This is a genomic window from Blautia sp. AF32-4BH, assembly GCF_003460565.1.
Taxonomy (GTDB): domain Bacteria; phylum Bacillota; class Clostridia; order Lachnospirales; family Lachnospiraceae; genus Fusicatenibacter; species Fusicatenibacter saccharivorans.
The window spans coordinates 274,809-291,658 of record NZ_QTVL01000001.1 but is presented as its reverse complement, the minus strand read 5'-3'; the positions used below and the strand labels follow the sequence as shown (position 1 = coordinate 291,658).

15 protein-coding genes are annotated in these 16,850 nt (G+C 48.9%); 5 read left to right on the top strand and 10 right to left on the bottom strand.

Going from position 1 to position 16,850, the window contains the following annotated elements; translation table 11 throughout:
• Positions 1 to 204: 204 nt before the first annotated feature.
• From DWZ44_RS01370 to DWZ44_RS01345, 6 genes are all read right to left on the bottom strand, one after another.
• Entirely contained in the window at positions 205 to 1,614 is a 1,410-nt protein-coding gene (locus DWZ44_RS01370) for an oxaloacetate decarboxylase subunit alpha (RefSeq protein WP_117804070.1), read from the bottom strand.
• A 49-nt stretch (positions 1,615 to 1,663) separates the two neighbouring features.
• Positions 1,664 to 2,815, bottom strand: a complete 1,152-nt coding sequence (locus DWZ44_RS01365; protein WP_055226382.1) for a sodium ion-translocating decarboxylase subunit beta — start codon at positions 2,813 to 2,815, stop codon at positions 1,664 to 1,666.
• A gap of 33 nt (positions 2,816 to 2,848) precedes the next feature.
• Positions 2,849 to 3,226 (bottom strand): biotin/lipoyl-containing protein, encoded by a 378-nt coding sequence (locus DWZ44_RS01360; protein ID WP_117509004.1) that lies wholly within the window; start codon positions 3,224 to 3,226, stop codon positions 2,849 to 2,851.
• A gap of 14 nt (positions 3,227 to 3,240) precedes the next feature.
• Positions 3,241 to 4,014 carry an OadG family protein gene (locus DWZ44_RS01355; protein ID WP_117509005.1) on the bottom strand — a complete coding sequence of 258 codons (774 nt, stop codon included), beginning with the start codon at positions 4,012 to 4,014 and terminating at the stop codon, positions 3,241 to 3,243.
• Positions 4,015 to 4,029: 15 nt separating this feature from the next.
• Positions 4,030 to 5,463 carry an acyl-CoA carboxylase subunit beta gene (locus tag DWZ44_RS01350; protein WP_022462330.1) on the bottom strand — a complete coding sequence of 478 codons (1,434 nt, stop codon included), beginning with the start codon at positions 5,461 to 5,463 and terminating at the stop codon, positions 4,030 to 4,032.
• A gap of 270 nt (positions 5,464 to 5,733) precedes the next feature.
• Complete coding sequence (locus DWZ44_RS01345) at positions 5,734 to 6,957, bottom strand: 6-phosphofructokinase (protein WP_117804069.1); 1,224 nt, start codon at positions 6,955 to 6,957, stop codon at positions 5,734 to 5,736.
• A 268-nt stretch (positions 6,958 to 7,225) separates the two neighbouring features.
• On the opposite strand from DWZ44_RS01345, the gene DWZ44_RS01340 reads away from it, so the two are divergent.
• A complete protein-coding gene (locus DWZ44_RS01340; RefSeq protein ID WP_055226390.1) occupies positions 7,226 to 8,608 on the top strand; it encodes an MATE family efflux transporter in 1,383 nt (460 codons plus the stop codon).
• Here DWZ44_RS01340 and DWZ44_RS01335 read toward each other — a convergent pair.
• On the bottom strand, positions 8,593 to 9,828 hold the full coding sequence (locus tag DWZ44_RS01335) for a D-alanyl-D-alanine carboxypeptidase family protein (RefSeq protein ID WP_243002017.1): 1,236 nt from the start codon (positions 9,826 to 9,828) through the stop codon (positions 8,593 to 8,595). The two genes, DWZ44_RS01340 and DWZ44_RS01335, sit on opposite strands and share 16 nt — an antisense overlap.
• A 278-nt stretch (positions 9,829 to 10,106) precedes the next feature.
• Between DWZ44_RS01335 and DWZ44_RS01330 the strand changes: the two genes are divergently transcribed.
• From DWZ44_RS01330 to DWZ44_RS01315, 4 genes are all read left to right on the top strand, one after another.
• On the top strand, positions 10,107 to 10,646 hold the full coding sequence (locus tag DWZ44_RS01330; protein ID WP_055226534.1) for a cupin domain-containing protein: 540 nt from the start codon (positions 10,107 to 10,109) through the stop codon (positions 10,644 to 10,646).
• A 72-nt stretch (positions 10,647 to 10,718) separates the two neighbouring features.
• Positions 10,719 to 11,792, top strand: coding sequence for an ABC transporter ATP-binding protein (locus tag DWZ44_RS01325; protein ID WP_117509007.1), 1,074 nt, complete (start codon positions 10,719 to 10,721; stop codon positions 11,790 to 11,792).
• A complete protein-coding gene (locus tag DWZ44_RS01320) occupies positions 11,764 to 12,606 on the top strand; it encodes an ABC transporter permease (protein ID WP_055218051.1) in 843 nt (280 codons plus the stop codon). Before DWZ44_RS01325 ends, DWZ44_RS01320 begins: the two co-directional genes overlap by 29 nt.
• 23 nt (positions 12,607 to 12,629) lie before the next feature.
• Positions 12,630 to 14,504, top strand: a complete 1,875-nt coding sequence (locus tag DWZ44_RS01315) for an extracellular solute-binding protein (RefSeq protein WP_179964625.1) — start codon at positions 12,630 to 12,632, stop codon at positions 14,502 to 14,504.
• A gap of 99 nt (positions 14,505 to 14,603) precedes the next feature.
• Here DWZ44_RS01315 and DWZ44_RS01310 read toward each other — a convergent pair whose 3' ends face one another.
• The 3 genes from DWZ44_RS01310 to DWZ44_RS01300 are packed head-to-tail and all read right to left on the bottom strand — an operon-like array spanning position 14,604 to position 16,848.
• On the bottom strand, positions 14,604 to 15,392 hold the full coding sequence (locus DWZ44_RS01310; protein WP_117804068.1) for a zinc dependent phospholipase C family protein: 789 nt from the start codon (positions 15,390 to 15,392) through the stop codon (positions 14,604 to 14,606).
• 33 nt (positions 15,393 to 15,425) lie between these two features.
• Positions 15,426 to 16,049: an SMC-Scp complex subunit ScpB gene (scpB, locus tag DWZ44_RS01305; protein WP_055226398.1), complete on the bottom strand. Its 624-nt coding sequence runs from the start codon at positions 16,047 to 16,049 to the stop codon at positions 15,426 to 15,428.
• Positions 16,027 to 16,848 carry a segregation and condensation protein A gene (locus tag DWZ44_RS01300; RefSeq protein ID WP_022462320.1) on the bottom strand — a complete coding sequence of 274 codons (822 nt, stop codon included), beginning with the start codon at positions 16,846 to 16,848 and terminating at the stop codon, positions 16,027 to 16,029. Before DWZ44_RS01300 ends, scpB begins: the two co-directional genes overlap by 23 nt.
• Between the last annotated feature and the right edge of the window lie 2 nt (positions 16,849 to 16,850).

Here is a 16,850-nt window from a genome sequence, read left to right as displayed (position 1 = left end):
GATCTGCAAATGCCATTCGGCATCCACATTTCTTCTTTTGGAGGCATCCTGATTCTTTTTCGGACACACCTCGATCTTTTGAATTATAACACGAATAAATTACTGGCGCAATGGCTGAAAAGCTGAAAAGGAAAGCCGGTGTTCTGCATTCCCTTTTTACGGGGAACACAGAACACCGGCTGATTTTTTTTACTCAGATTTTATTTAGACCGGATATGCGCCGTCTTTTTTGTCAGCGGCTGCCGGATCTACTTTTGTCTGCTGCGCTTCACGATATTTGAAGAAGTCTACAGCTACCTGCGGGAACAGAGCGTAGGTTAATACATCCTCATCCTGCTGTTTCCACTGCTCGATCTCTTTCTCCAGTTTCGGAAGCTCCGGCTCAAGCAGGTCTGCGTAGCGGCAGGTGATCGGCTCGGTATCGCCGATGCATTTCTTCTGTACTTCCGGATTGAACGGTTTTACAGTTGCACCGTATTTTCCGGCAAGAACGTCTTTTGTCTCTTTCGTTACCATCTTGTAACGCTCGCCCATCAGGACATTGAATACAGCCTGGGTACCAACGATCTGGGAAGACGGAGTAACCAGCGGGCACTCGCCGAGGTCTTTTCTTACGCGCGGTACTTCTTCGAGTACATCGTAGTATTTGTCCTCTGCGTGCTGCTCTTTTAACTGGCTTGTCAGGTTGGAGAGCATACCGCCCGGTACCTGATACAGAAGAGTCTTGATATTTACGCCAAGGTTCTTCGGATTTAAGAGGCCTGTATCGAGCGCTTCGTCTCTCATCGGACGGAAGTAATCTGCGATCTCAGCCAGTTTGTTCTGATCCAGACCAGTATCGTATGGAGTGCCTTTGAAGGTTTCAACCATAACCTCAGTTGCCGGCTGTGAAGTACCCATAGCGAATGGAGACATTGCGGTATCGATGATATCAACACCAGCCTCTACTGCTTTCAGGTACGTCATGGATGCAACACCGGAAGTATAGTGGGTGTGCAGCTGAATCGGAAGATCGGTTGCTTCTTTCAGCGCGGTTACCAGCTCAGTTGCCTTGTACGGAACGAGCAGGCCTGCCATATCTTTAATACAGATGGAATCTGCACCCATCTCTTCGATTCTCTTTGCCATGGTGGTCCAGTAATCCAGGGTGTAAGCATCTCCTAAAGTATAGGAAAGTGCTACCTGTGCGTGGCCTTTTTCTTTGTTTGCTGCGCTGACAGCGGTCTGCAGGTTGCGCAGATCGTTCATACAGTCAAAAATACGGATGATGTCGATTCCGTTTGCGATGGATTTCTGTACAAAATACTCTACTACGTCGTCTGCGTACGGACGATATCCCAGGATATTCTGTCCGCGGAACAGCATCTGCAGTTTCGTGTTTTTAAATCCGTCACGAAGTTTTCTCAGTCTCATCCATGGATCTTCATGCAGGAAACGTAAGGAAGCATCAAAGGTTGCGCCACCCCAGCACTCTACTGCGTGATATCCGATTTTATCCATTTTATCAATGATCGGAAGCATCTGTTCTGTTGTCATTCTTGTCGCGATCAGGGACTGATGTGCATCACGCAGAACAGTTTCCATAATCTTGACAGGTTTCTTTTCTACTGCCATTTCTATCCTCCTAAATGAAGTGTTTTTCACTTTTGTTTGTCTTAAGAAGTTATACACCAAAGATCGCCATGAAGGTACCGGCCGCTACTGCTGTACCGATAACACCGGCTACGTTCGGTCCCATCGCATGCATCAGCAGGAAGTTCGTCGGATCTGCCTCAGCGCCAACCTTCTGGGATACACGGGCTGCCATCGGAACCGCAGATACACCTGCAGAACCAATCAACGGGTTGATTCTTCCATGTGTTGCCTTGCACAGTATTTTTCCTAACAGGACACCGCCTGCAGTACCAAATACGAATGCGATCAGACCCAGTGCAACGATCTTTAAAGTGCTGACATTTAAGAATGCCTCCGCACTTGTGGATGCACCAACGGAAGTACCAAGAAGGATAACAACGATGTACATCATGGCGTTGGAAGCTGTCTCCTGAAGCTGTTTTACAACGCCGCACTCGCGGAACAGGTTACCAAGCATCAGCATACCTACCAGCGGAGCGGTAGACGGAAGAATCATGCAGACAACGATTGTAATGACAATCGGGAACAGAATCTTCTCAAGTTTGGATACGGAGCGAAGCTGCTCCATTTTGATTTTACGCTCTTTTTCTGTAGTCAGAAGCTTCATGACCGGCGGCTGGATGATCGGCACAAGTGACATATAGGAATATGCTGCTACTGCGATCGGTCCCATCAGGTGCTGCTGTCCGAGCTTGTTCAGAAGGAAGATAGAAGTCGGGCCGTCGGCACCGCCGATGATGGAGATAGCTGCTGCCTCTCTTCCATTGAATCCCATGAAAATAGCGAAAAAGTACGCCAGATAGATACCAAGCTGTGCTGCAGCTCCCATGATGAAGCTGATCGGGTTTGCAATCAGCGGACCGAAGTCTGTCATCGCACCTACACCCATGAAGATCAGGGATGGAAGGATACTCCACTCGTCCAGAGTAAAGAAATAGTAGAACAGACCGCCCGCATGCTCAAGACCCTGTACGTCGGTATAAGGCTCAGCCATGATGTCCGGGTAAATGTTTACAAGCAGCATACCGAATGCGATCGGTACAAGAAGCAACGGCTCAAATTCATGCTTAATCGCAAGATACAAGAAGAAGCAAGCCACTGCGATCATAACGTAATTGCCCCAGTCCAGATTAAAAAACGCCGTCTGGTGAAGCAGGTTGTTTAAAGTTTCAGTAATCATTTTTTCACCTCCGGTTTTTTCTTACAACGGGCATTAGTTCATGGTTGCAAGAACGTCACCGGATTCTACTGCATCGCCTACTGCTACATTGATGGTTGCTACTGTGCCATCCTGCGGTGCTACAACCGGGATTTCCATCTTCATGGCTTCCAGTACAAGAACAGCATCTCCTGCTTTTACAGCGGTGCCTGCTGCTGCTTCGATTTTGCAGATTTTACCAGGTACAGAAGCAGTAACCTCTACGCTGCCTGCTGCGCCTGCCGGAGCTGCTGCTTTCGGTGCTGCCGGTGCTGCTTTTGGTGCCGGAGCTGCTTTTGCTGCGCTGACAACTGGAGCTGCGCCTGCTGTGGTTCCTTCTTCTACAGTTACGTTATATACATTTCCGTTTACGGTAATGGTGTAGTTTTTCATTGAAAATTTCCTCCTTAAGCTCTTTTGCCTTTTCTGCGGATCGGACGTGCAACATAAGCATCTCCGGATGCAGAAGCCATATCTTCTTCATACATGGCGATTGCAGCTGTAATAACAGCCTGCAGCTCCATATCGTCTGCTTGCGGTGCTGTCTCTTCAACAACCGGTGCTGCGACAGCCTTCGGTGCTTCCTGTACAGGTGCTGCCGGTGCTTTTTTCTTCTTCTTGTCTCCCAAAATGTAATCAAACGAAGAAATAACGAAAATCAGGAAAATCAGCATAACAAATACGGTACCGATTCCGATGATGGTGTTCATGCCGGCCTGGCCGATCAGAACGCCCTTTGACTCCTCAACGGTGATGGTGAGGTCGGTCGGAACCGGTGTTCCGGTGCTGATGTTCCAGAATACGCGGACAATACCAGGATTTTTTTCAAATTCACCCGGAATTGTGCAGGTTACAAAATCTCCGTCTACTTCGAGAGTACCGTCTTCCAGGCTTTTTACCTCTCCGAGGTCAGCCTTTGCCTCTTCCCATGCCTCAGCTGCTCTTGCATAGAACTGCTGGTCGGAAGCTTCCATATTGGCAAGATCGTCATCGCTGTAGGTCATCAGGCTCTGTCCTACCCACTGAACACTGGAGGAGAGCAGAGAATCTACCGTAGATGCCTCAACCGGTGAATAAGCCGGTGTAGATGCCGCATCCGCAAAAACAGGAGCTACGGTCACAACCATGGTGCAGGCTGCGGTAAGGACGAGACTTACTAATTTTTTCCAGTTCTTTCTCATCGTATGCCACCTTCCTTAGACTGTTCCGTGTTTTCTGTCCGGTCTGTCTTCTCTCTTGGTATACAGCATCTCGAATGCGCCGATAACATATTTTCTGGTGTCTTCCGGCTCGATGATGGTGTCCACATAGCCTCTTCTGGCTGCGGAAGTTACATTGTTCTGAAGGGTTGCATATTCAGCTGCTTTCTCGTTGATGGTAGCAGCGTCAGATCCTTCGTACATGATCTTTGCTGCAGATTTTGCATCCATCATTCCGATTTCTGCGTTCGGCCATGCAAATACCATGTCTGCTCCGATGGATTTGCTGTTCATGACAACGTATGCGCTTCCGTATGCTTTGCCGACAACAACGTTTACTTTCGGAACGGTTGCGTTTGCGAAAGCTGCGGTCAGGGCTGCTGCGTTCTTAGCCATGGTTCTCTCAGAGCATTTGGTTGCCTTGAATCCGGTTACGTTTGTGATGGTAAGTACCGGGATGCAGAAAGCATCGCAGAAGTTTACGAAATCTGCTGCTTTTTTGGCTCCTCTTGCGCTTAAGGTTCCATCCATTTTCTCTTTTACAGTTCCGTCCTCGCCGTAGATTTCAGAGCGGTTTGCAACTGCTCCTACGGTTGCTCCGTTTAACTGGATGAATGCGGTTACAACATCTTTTCCGTAAGCGGCTTTGGTCTCAAAATAGATGCCGTTGTCGCTGAGCTGGGAAAGAAGGATTCCGGTATCGCCTGCGCAGTTTGCAAGGTCTGCACATGCACGGTTCAGATCATCCTCGCACTCGGTGTATGCTTCGTCCTCGTTGTTTGCCGGAAGCATAGATACCAGGTTTCTGATCTGTCCGAGGATTTCTTCCTCGGTTCCAGCAAAGTCAACAAGACCTGCTTCTTCGCCCTGGAAATCTGCGGATGCGGTATCACATTTGGATACGTGGTTTCCGTCCAGTGCGTTCGGGGAGTTTACGAAAAGTTTTCCGTTTTTAGACTCCATGAACGTGAAGTCTGTCATAGCCGGGATGAGTGCCATACCGCCGCCGCAGGTACCAAATACTGCTGTGATCTGTGGAATCACGCCGGATGCCATTGCCTGCGCCATATAGATTTCGCCGAAACCGTTCAGAGCATCAGTTGCCTCCTGCAGACGCATACCGGCACAGTCTACCAGTCCGATGACCGGAGCACCTGTTTTCTGTGCAAACTCATACAGTCTCGCGATTTTTTTTGCATGCATTTCGCCGATGGTACCGCCCATCACAGACGCATCCTGGCTGTATACGTATACCAGGCTGCCGTTGATCACACCGTAACCAGTAATTACACCATCGGATGGTGTCTCCATGCCGGCCATGTTGAAATCTGTGCTTCTGGCAGTAACCTGTCCGCCGATTTCCACAAAGCTGTTTTCATCCAGCAAAGAGGCGATTCTTGTGCTCGCTAAACTTTGTGCTGTGTTACTCATTCTTCAAACCTCCATCTTTCTATTTTCATTATAAAATTTTAAACAAATTTTATACAAGTCTATCATATCTGTTTTTTCGTTTTTTTTCAATACTTTTTCTCACCTTTTTGACAGAAAATAGACAGAAAAATTTCAGATTTTTCCTATTATAAATGGAAGGTCAAACTTGATTTTTCCCGGCCTTTCCTTTTTCAAAAAGTCCTGTTTTCTTTCCGCATCGTACAAAAAAGCCGCCCGGCGGCGGCTTTTCTTACACGTTTTTCCTTCGGTTTAATATAGTTCAATGTGAACCGGAATTCCATTCTCATACTGCATCGCCGGTTCGCCAAGAATCAGCGGACGAAGATACGCCATCATCTCCTCGGTCACATCATGACCATCTTCTGTAATCCAGGAAAGCGGCACTTTCTTTTCTTTATTTGCCACTTCCGATACCGGAACGGAGGTATACTCCACGCGGTAAGGATCCGCGGAGATTCTTCGGATCAATGCCATCTGTCCTCCCTGTTTTTCCAGTGCACACTGGCAGGCTTTCATGCCGAGCATACGGGACTCCTCAAGATCAGTCGCACTCGCAAGATGAGCCGCGCACCGCTGCATCAGGTTCAGTTCAATCGATCTTACCTTACAGCCGATACGGTCACGCACCAGCTCTTCGAGTACTTTTGCAGAACCTGCAATGTAGCTGTGCCCAAACTGATCCTGTGCATCGCTCTGCACCTGCTCAGAAACATAGCGGCCCTCGCTGTCATGGATGCCCTCGCTGATTGCAACCAGAACACTGTCCTTCTGTTCCAGTTTTTCCTGCACATCCTTTAAAAACTGTTCGGTGTCAAAGACCGGCTCGCAAAGATAGATCAGGCTCGGCCCTTCTCCGCCGTTGACACGGGACAGTGCAGACGCTGCCGTCAGCCATCCTGCGTTTCTTCCCATGACCTCCACGATGGTCACAGCCTTCTTTTCATATACATGGCAGTCTCTCTCCAGCTCTGCAAAGGTTGCTGCCAGATATTTTGCCGCAGATCCAAAGCCCGGGCAGTGATCCGTTTCGACAAGATCATTGTCAATCGTCTTTGGTGCCCCGACAACAAACACATCGTCCACACCGTTTTCTTTGCAGTACTTTGACATCTTGTCTACGGTATCCATCGAATCATTTCCGCCGATATAAATAAAATAACGGATCTCATGTCTGCGAAAAATTTGAAGTATTTCTTCAAAATCCTCCTTGTTTTCTTCCGGATCGCCCAGTTTATAACGACAGGAGCCAAGCGCTGCTGCCGGGGTCTGCATCAGAAGAGAGATTTTTTCTGCTGAATCCAGTTTTTTTCCAAGATCAAGAAATTTTTCTGCAAGCACGCCTTCAATTCCATTTACCGCACCATAAATATGATCTACTTTTCCGGACAGTGCAGCACAGGAAACAACTCCTGCCACCGTTGCATTGATCGCCGCGGTCGGTCCGCCAGACTGCGCTACTAACAGATTTCGCATATGATTTTCCTCCATCTATTCCCACTACTTTCTAAAAGTTTTTCACGAAATCACTTTCGCTTCGTCCTATAGCGTACCATATTTTTTTTCTTCCGTACACCCTGTTTTGCGTTTCCGGGAAAAGCCTGTAGACTTTCACAACGGATTGCAAAGTTTTTCGTTTTTTTCTTGCAGGATTGCCCTTAAAAAGCTATAATAAAAGCAATGTCCACGAAAAGGACGCAGAAAAATATACGTTTCATCAACAAAAAAACTGGAGGTTTTTTTCATGCAGACCAAGCAAGATGGCCGTCTCGGCACCGAAAAAATCGGGAAACTGATGCTCGAACTGGCCCTTCCCTCTGTCCTCGCACAGATTGTAAATGTACTATATAACATTGTAGACCGCATTTATATCGGCCGGATTCCTGATGTTGGTTCCCTGGCACTGACCGGTGTCGGCGTCACGTTTCCGATTATCACAATCATCTCCGCCTTTGCCGGATTCGCAAGTGGAGGCGGTGCTCCTCTTGCCGCCATCGCACTCGGACAGAAAAACCGGGACCGCGCAGAAAAAATTCTTGGAAGCTCCACTTCCCTGCTGCTCTTTTTCTCCGTGTGTCTGATGGCGTTTTTCTTTTTCTTTCAGACACCGCTTCTGTACCTCTTTGGTGCAAGCAGCAACACAATCCGATACGCTTCCACGTATATTTCCATTTATCTTGTCGGAACCGTATTTGTCGAGCTGGCTGTCGGATTGAATACTTTTATCAGCTGTCAGGGACACGCACGCACGGCCATGTGCTCCGTTCTCATTGGCGCTGTTATCAACATTGGTCTTGACCCGGTTTTCATCTTCGTTCTTCATATGGGTGTTTCCGGGGCCGCACTTGCTACCATTCTCTCCCAGGCTTTAAGTGCTGCATGGGTTCTTCGGTTTCTTACCTCAAAAAAATCAGGTGTCCGCCTTTCTCTTCGCACCATGAAACCGGATTTTTCCATTTTAGGCTCTGTCATGGCACTCGGCATCTCACCATTTATCATGTCTGCAACGGAAAGTGCCATCACAATCGTCATGAACCACGGGCTGCAGACGTACGGCGGCGACCTCTATGTCGGCTCGATGACAATTCTCCAGTCGGTGCTGCAGCTGATTTTCGTACCGGTCAACGGCTTTACGAACGGTGTACAGCCGATCATCAGCTACAACTTTGGTGCAGGCCAGTTTGACCGTGTCCGCCAGACAATCCGGCGCATGATCGCCATTACTTTTACTGCCGCTTTCGTCTACGTTGTATTCGCAATGCTTCGTCCGGCTCTTTTTGCCGGTCTTTTCACGACTGACCCGGAACTGATTGTCATCGTAGAGAAGGTACTTCCGGTTTACATTGCCGGCATGGCAATTTTCGGACTGCAGAGCGGCGTACAGAGTTCCTTCCTCGGTCTTGGCCAGGCGAAGATTTCTCTTTTTATTGCACTGCTTCGAAAAGTCATCCTTCTGATTCCGCTTGCACTCATTCTGCCGCATTTCTTCGGTGTCATGGGCGTTTACTATGCAGAACCGATCGCTGATGTATGTTCTGTTATCACTGCCGTTACGCTGTTTCTCTGCAATATCCGGAAAATTCTTTCAACGGAAACACTTGCAAAAGTAACTCATACCGAAGAGTGACAAAAGAGGCGCTCTGCGACCTTTTCCATGCACCACCCATAATCAATTTTCTCGATCGTTTCGGCTGCATAGACGGGATATTCCGCGAGAAGAATCCCGTCGATCGAATACGTAACCGAACCGACCTTTTCTCCTTTCTTTACCGGGGCTTTCAAAAGCTCCGGTAAAAAAATGTCTTTTTCCGGTATTTCTGTCTCTTTCAGAAGAGCGGGAAGCGAGCGCGCCGGATCAAGCGCCGGACTTGTAAGGGTAAGGCGGGCGCTGCTTTTTACCTGCAGCATCCCGTCGTAAACACCGTCTGCTACTTCAATCTGCCCTGGGTTCCAGCTATGGTCCAGCACGTCACGATACATATACGATTCCAGCCCGTAGTTTAAAAGCTTTGCGGCATCCGCCCATTTATAGTTTTTATGGCTGGGCCATCCGCATGCAAGCAACGACACAATCAGACGCTTTCCATCCCGCTCCAGCGCACCGGTATAACAGTAACCGGCTTTTGCCGTGAAGCCGGTTTTTCCCGAAACAGCTCCATCCATCTGATCCAGCAGTGCGTTGTGATTATAGCAGTTGAACATGTTTTTCTTTTCCAGATCCCAGAAGGTATAGGACCGCGTCTGCGTCACTGCGAGAAACTGGGCGGCTTTCGGTGAAATCCAGACACAGTATCGCATGATCCGTGCCAGATCAGCTGCTGTCGTGTGGTGATCTCCGCCTGCGTCAGAAGCATCGAGACCGTTCGGCGTCACAAAATGCGTATCCGTACAGCCGATTGCTGCGGCTTTTTCATTCATAAGCGATGCAAATTCCTCTACACTTCCGCCGATGGTCTCTGCAATCATTACCGCCGCGTCGTTATGCGATTCCAGCATCAGGGAATACAGAAGATCGCCAAGCAGAAACTGTTCTCCCTCCCGCACACCGAGATGTACTTTCGGCGCTGCGGCTGCTTTAGCCGATGCAGTTGCGACCGTCTGCTCTTGTCCGTTTTCCAGTGCCAGAATGCATGTCATGATTTTCGTTGTGCTCGCCATTGCCATAGAATCTGTCTCGCGTTTTCCGAACAGCACACGGCCGGTATCGCCATCCATCAGGCATGCCGCCGTTGCAAACAGCTGATTCGGCTCGCTCTCCTGCTCTGTCGCAGTCACGGACACACTTCCCAAAAACAGAAGCAGGATTCCCAGGAAAAAACCTGTCTTGTTTCTTCTTTTTCTGTTCAAAATCAGATCCCCCTTGTGTTTTTTCTCTTTAAAAATGGAAAAGCCGGACGCTCTTTTGGGACCGGCTTTTTGTCTGCTTCTTCTTCATTATATGAGGTTTCCTGCAAAATCATGGTAAAATTTCACAAAGTTATTGACACTGCGATCCATATCATGTATAATTCCCCGTGTTTGTATAGAATTACTAAACTTTTTGTTTATTTTTACTGAGATTTCCTGAGAATCCGTATTCAGCAAAAGGATCCCGGGAAAGACTTTGGATGCAGAAAGGATTTTTTATGGAAATCGGAAAAAAAATCAGGGAACTGCGGATGTGGAAAGGGCTGACGCAGGAGGAACTGGCAGATCGGAGCGAGCTGTCAAAGGGATTTATTTCCCAGCTTGAAAACGATGTGACCTCTCCCTCGATCGCCACGCTGGTTGATGTTCTTACCTGCCTTGGAACGGATCTAAAAACGTTTTTCGGCGAAGAGCAGGACAATCAGGTTGTCTTTTGCGAAGAAGATTACTTTGTAAAGACCGCTGAAGCGCAGGGCAACGAGATCGCATGGATCGTTCCGAATGCACAGAAAAACAGGATGGAGCCAATCCGGCTGACGCTGCAAAGCGGCGCGTGCACCGAGATTGATTCACCGCATGAAGGCGAGGAATTCGGCTATGTACTTTCCGGCCGTATTCTCCTTCATCTTGGAGATGAATGCCACAAAGTGAAGAAAGGGGAAAGCTTCTACTATCCCGCTTCCTGTAATCACTATCTGGAAAATCCGGGTAAAACACCGGCCATCATTCTCTGGGTCAGTTCACCGCCTTATTTTTAGATTTTTTACACCGCGTGATTTTCACGAGAAACGGTGTTCCAAATTTCACAACCCGAAAGGAGCATATTACACATGAGTACCAAATTACTTGATCTGGTCAACATCACAAAATCGTACGACGGAGTTACCATTCTGGATGATCTGAATCTTTATATCCGTGAAAACGAATTTCTTACCCTCCTTGGCCCGAGCGGCTGCGGAAAAACAACCACATTACGTATCCTCGGCGGTTTTGAGACACCGGATGCCGGAAAGGTTTTATTTAACGGACAGGATATCACCCAGCTTCCGCCGAACAAACGCCAGTTAAATACGGTGTTCCAGAAATATGCTCTTTTCACGCATATGACAATTGCGGAAAACATTGCTTTCGGGCTGAAAATCAAAGGAAAATCCAAAGCATATATCGATGACAAAATCAAATACGCATTAAAACTTGTTAACCTTGAGGGTTACGAAAACCGCTCCCCGGCGCTTCTCTCCGGCGGCCAGCAGCAGCGAATCGCCATTGCGCGCGCGATTGTCAACGAACCAAAAGTTCTGCTTCTGGATGAGCCGCTCGGCGCACTTGACTTAAAGCTCCGTCAGGATATGCAGTACGAGTTGATCCGTCTGAAAAACGAGCTTGGTATCACCTTTGTCTATGTCACCCATGATCAGGAAGAGGCGCTTACTATGTCGGACACGATTGTTGTCATGAACCAGGGTTATATCCAGCAGATCGGCACACCGGAAGACATCTACAATGAGCCGCAGAACGCATTCGTTGCAGACTTCATCGGTGACAGCAACATTCTCGACGGCATCATGATTGAGGACCGTCTCGTCGAGATTCTCGGTGCGAAGTTCGAGTGCGTTGATGTCGGATTCGGCAAAAACAAACCGATCGACGTTGTGATCCGCCCGGAGGATATTGATCTTGTGAAGCCGGAGGAAGGTACCATCCGCGGACGTGTCACCCATCTGATTTTCAAAGGTGTTCACTATGAGATGGAGGTTACGGTGAACGGCTTTGAGCTTCTCGTTCACTCTACCGATCTGTTCCCGGTCGGACAGGAAGTCGGCATTCACGTCGATCCGTTCGATATCCAGATTATGAACAAACCGGAATCCGAAGATGAGGAGGCGGCAGCCATTGAAGAGTAATAAATTAAAGAAATGGCTGGCAGCACCGTATGCCGTCTGGGCTGCCGGTTTCATCATCATCCCGCTGATCCTGATTCTCTACTATGCGTTCACCGGGGAAGAAGGCGGCTTTACCCTTTCGAATTTCGCCTACGTTGCGACGAAGGAAAACATCAAGGCACTCGGCCTGGCGCTGTGGCTGTCGCTTCTTAGCACCGCGCTCTGTCTTTTGCTTGCCTATCCGCTTGCCATGATTCTGGCAAACCGGAATGTCAATCAGACCAGCTTTATTGTGCTGATCTTCATTCTCCCGATGTGGATGAATTTTCTGCTCCGTACGCTTGCATGGCAGACACTGCTTGAGAAAAACGGCGTCATCAACAGCATCCTCGCGTTTTTCCATCTGCCCGGCATTTCTATCATCAATACACCGGGAGCGATCATTCTCGGTATGGTGTACAACTTCCTGCCGTTTATGGTTCTGCCGATCTACAATGTTCTGATTAAGATCGACCGTGATGTCATCAACGCAGCAAGGGACCTCGGAGCAAACAGTGTGCAGACGTTTCTGAAAGTAACGCTGCCGCTCACCACGCCGGGTATCGTAAGCGGTATTACCATGGTATTCATCCCGGCGCTTACAACCTTTGTTATTTCCGACCTGCTCGGCGGAAGCAAGATCCTTCTGATCGGAAACGTCATCGAGCAGGAGTTCAAACAGACCAACAACTGGAATGCCGGAAGTGCACTCTCCACAGTCCTGATGATCTTCATCATCCTGTCGATGGTTCTGATGAACAAATACGATAAAGACGGGGAGGGAACGGCATTTTGAGAAAGAAACTGGAAAAAATTTACATGGCACTCATTTTTATTCTTCTGTATGCGCCGATTGTCACCCTTGTGGTGCTCTCCTTTAATGCATCAAAAACGCGTGCCAAATGGGGCGGCTTTACGCTGCACTGGTACCGTTCACTGTTTGCCAATACAGAGATCATGAACGCGCTGTATACAACGTTAATCATTGCGCTTCTTGCCTCTGCGATTGCAACCATCCTTGGAACGCTTGCGTGCATCGGCATCAACAGCATGTCAAAAAAAAGCCGGACGCTTTTCATGGGTATTACGAACATCCCGATGCTGAACGGTGAGATCGTTATGGGAATCTCGCTGATGCTGCTCTTTATCATCTGCCGCATTCAGCTTGGATTCGGCACGATTCTGATGGCGCATATCACGTTCAATGTTCCTTATGTTATTTTGAGCGTTATGCCGAAATTAAAGCAGACGAACAAATCAACGTACGAGGCAGCCCTCGACCTTGGCGCTTCTCCTCTGTACGCGTTTTGGAAAGTCATCTTCCCGGACATCATGCCGGGTGTTGTTTCAGGCTTTCTGCTCTCCTTTACCATGTCCCTCGATGATTTCGTTATCACCTACTTCACCAAGGGACCGGGCGTTGATACGCTCTCCACAAAGATTTATGCCGAGGTCCGCAAGGGAATCAAGCCGGAGATGTACTCGCTCTCCACAATTCTTTTTGTCACCGTACTGCTTCTGCTGCTCCTTGTGAATGTGAATCCTTCTCCGAAGGAAGAAAAAGAGGAGGCAAAAGAGCGCGAGGCTATGGCGAAGAAGGGCATCCGTTTCCGCATCACGAAACGGGTGGTCTTCCGCCGGATTCTTCCGATCGCCATGGTGCTTGTCATCGGCGGCGGCGGTATTTACTACGGAAGCCAGAATGCTTCAGCCGGCGGCTCCCAGCAGCTGATTGTGTACAACTGGGGCGAATATATGGATTCTGATGTCATCGATATCTTTGAGGAAGAAACCGGTATCCACGTTGTTTACGAGGAGTATGAGACGAACGAAATCATGTATCCGAAGATCAAATCCGGTGCGATTTCCTACGATCTTGTCTGCCCGTCCGACTATATGATTCAGAAGATGATCCAGAACGATCTGCTGCAGCCGATCAACTTTGACCATATTCCGAACGCTTCCAACATTGGAGATATGTACTACGAGACTTCCGAGCAGTTCGACCCGGGCAATCTCTACTCGATCCCGTACTGCTGGGGAACAGTTGGTATTCTGTACAACAAAAAAATGGTAAGCGAGCCGATCGACTCCTGGTCTGTTCTGTGGGATACCAATTACCGCGACAGCATTCTGATGCAGGACAGCGTGCGCGATGCGTTTGCTGTTGCTTTAAAGGATCTGGGATACTCCTTAAACTCCACCAATATCAAGGAGCTGACGGAGGCGAAGGATCTGCTTGTGACACAGAAACCTCTCGTGCAGGCGTACGTTGTGGATCAGGTGCGTGACAAGATGATCGGAAATGAGGCGGCTATCGGCGTTATTTACTCCGGTGAAGCTATCTACACGAAGCGTGAAAACCCGGATCTGGAATACGTTGTTCCAAAAGAAGGCTCCAACGTCTGGATCGATTCCTGGTGCATTCCAAAAGATGCGCAGCATGTCGAGAACGCAGAGAAATTCCTGAATTTCCTCTGCCGGCCGGACATCGCACTGAAAAACTTTGAGTATATTACCTACTCTACGCCGAATGATGCGGCGCGTGAACTGATTGAGGATGACGATATCCGAAACAGTGAAATCGCCTTCCCGGATGAGGAAACGCTTGCACGGTGCGAAACCTTTACGTATCTTGGCGATGATGCCGATGAGGTTTACAACCAGCTGTGGCGTGAAGTAAAATCAAATTAAAGATCTGCTTTCGGACAAAAAAAGATCCCGGTCAGGAATTCTTAGGAAAGATTCCTGCCGGGATTTTTCTATTCTTACTGTTGCTCTCAAAAGTCTGTTTTAATCAAAATTGTGGTCAAAGCGCGGGGAAAGCGTTCCGTTTCCATGGAGCACTTCATCCAGCTTTACAAGCTCCTGCGGCGCCTCTGCAAGCGCTCTTTCGTACAGGTGGACAAGATTCCGTGTGCCCGCTTCGCATTCCTTCTGAGGCCTTCCAGGCATCACACGGCCGCCCATCGAATCGTAGCAGCCGACCAGTTTCATCACTCCAAGAAGAAGGCTTCTTACCGCACTGCTGCGGCAGATCGTGATTCTCGTCCAGAGCTTCATGCCCTTCAGGCATTCGACAATTTCTGTTTCCCCGATTTCCGGAAAACAGCGGTGGATGACCTTGTTGCCGTCGGTGTGCGGGCAGATCGGCGATGCCGGACGGTATACGAGCGGATCGAGGCCGTCCTCCAGCATGAAGTACTGGTCAAGGCTCGTCTCAATCTTTGCATGGGAAATTCCAGTGTGATCCACAAATTTCCCGATATACGGATGACACGTCGAATCGAGAAGGTAATGGCAGGCAAAGCCTAACAGATACGCTTCCATCGCCTCTGACGGGCTCTGCTGATACTTTTTCACCTCATCCTCGAACAGAACGGAAGCCGTCTGCTCATGCAGAAGCGTTCCGTAATCAGACACACGGTTTTTCGAGAACGGATGGTAATAAAAGAAGATATCCGGCCCGTGCAGTCCGATCAGATACAATTTTTTGTTTTCTCGAATGATCTTTTTCAAATTTGCCGGAAGCTGTTCATAGACTTCTCTTCCGAACCTGTCGTGTGCGTACGTAGTAGGCATATCGGTATCTCCCTTCTTTTTTCTCCTGCCGGATCAGACATCCAGCTTGATCTGCATTTCCTCTTCCACTTCTGCGCGGAAGTCCTCCATCTTGACCGGACTGATCTCCGGCAGATTGTCGGTGGAATCGACGCCAAAGTTCCGCAGGAATTCTTCGGTCGTGCCGAACACAATCGGGCGGCCCGGCGCGTCGAGGCGGCCAAGCTCCTGCACCAGATTGTACTCCACCAGTTTGTTGACCGCGTGATCGCTCTTGACGCCGCGGATCTTGTCGATCTCCTGCTTCGTGACCGGCTGCTTGTAGGCAATGATCGAGAGAGTCTCCATCATGACGTCGGTCAGAACCGCCTTCTTCGGCTGCATGGCGATGTTGACAAGATAATCATAATATTCCTGTTTCGTGCACATCTGATACGCATTTTCAAGCTCCACGATGTGGATGCCGCGGTCTTTCGTATTATATTTTTCCATCATATGGTTCAGAATCCTGCGGGTCGTCTCCGTGTCATGGCCGATCGCTTTTGCAATCCTTCCCAGCTCCACGGAATCTCCCATCGCAAAAAGGACTGCCTCGATGGCTGCTTCCGCCTCCTCGACCGAAGAGGGGCGTCTTGCCTCACCCAGGGCAGTTTCTTTATTCCTGTTCTGTTCTTCCATCTGTCTTGTCCTCACTGTCTGTCTCGTCTGTATACGGCACAACTACGGTGTCTTCATCCTCCAGGGATTCAATCAGGATATCCCCGAAAAGCTCCTCCTGGCTGATCCGGATTTTGCCGGTTTTCATCAGCTCCAGGATTGCAAGGAAGGTGACAATCACATGCACCTTGCCCGGCTGGGATTCCAAAAGGTCGCGGAAGCTGAAGCGGCGTTTTTTAACAGCAAACTGCTCGACATACGTCATCTTGTCCGGCAGGCTGACCTCTTCTTTTTCGATCTTTCCGAACTTGCTTCGGATCGGGTCGATCTTGTCCTCCTGGCGCTTTAAAATCATTTTATAGATCGTATGGAGCTTCGCGAGAGAAATCTGCGAGAGAAGCTCGGAGGTGTCGACCGGCGTCCTGTACTCCAGCACTTCTCTTGGAAGCGTCGGCTCCTTGTACACGGAACGGCTCGCCTCGTTCATGCGGTCACGCAGCTCGTACGACATGTACTTGTACATTTTGTACTCTAAAAGCTGCTGCACCAGCTCGGCTCTCGGGTCCTCTTCCTCGCCTTCCTCATTCACTTCTTTTGGAAGCAGCATGCGGCATTTGATATCCAGAAGCGTCGCCGCCATGACCATGAACTCGCTCATGATGTCGAGGTCTTCCCGCTCCATCTGATGAATGTATTCCAGATACTGGTCCGTAATCTCTACAATGGGGATATCGTAAATATCTATTTTATTTTTATCGATCAGGTGAAGAAGAAGGTCCAGCGGTCCTTCAAACACCGGAAGCTTTACTGGTATCGCCATGT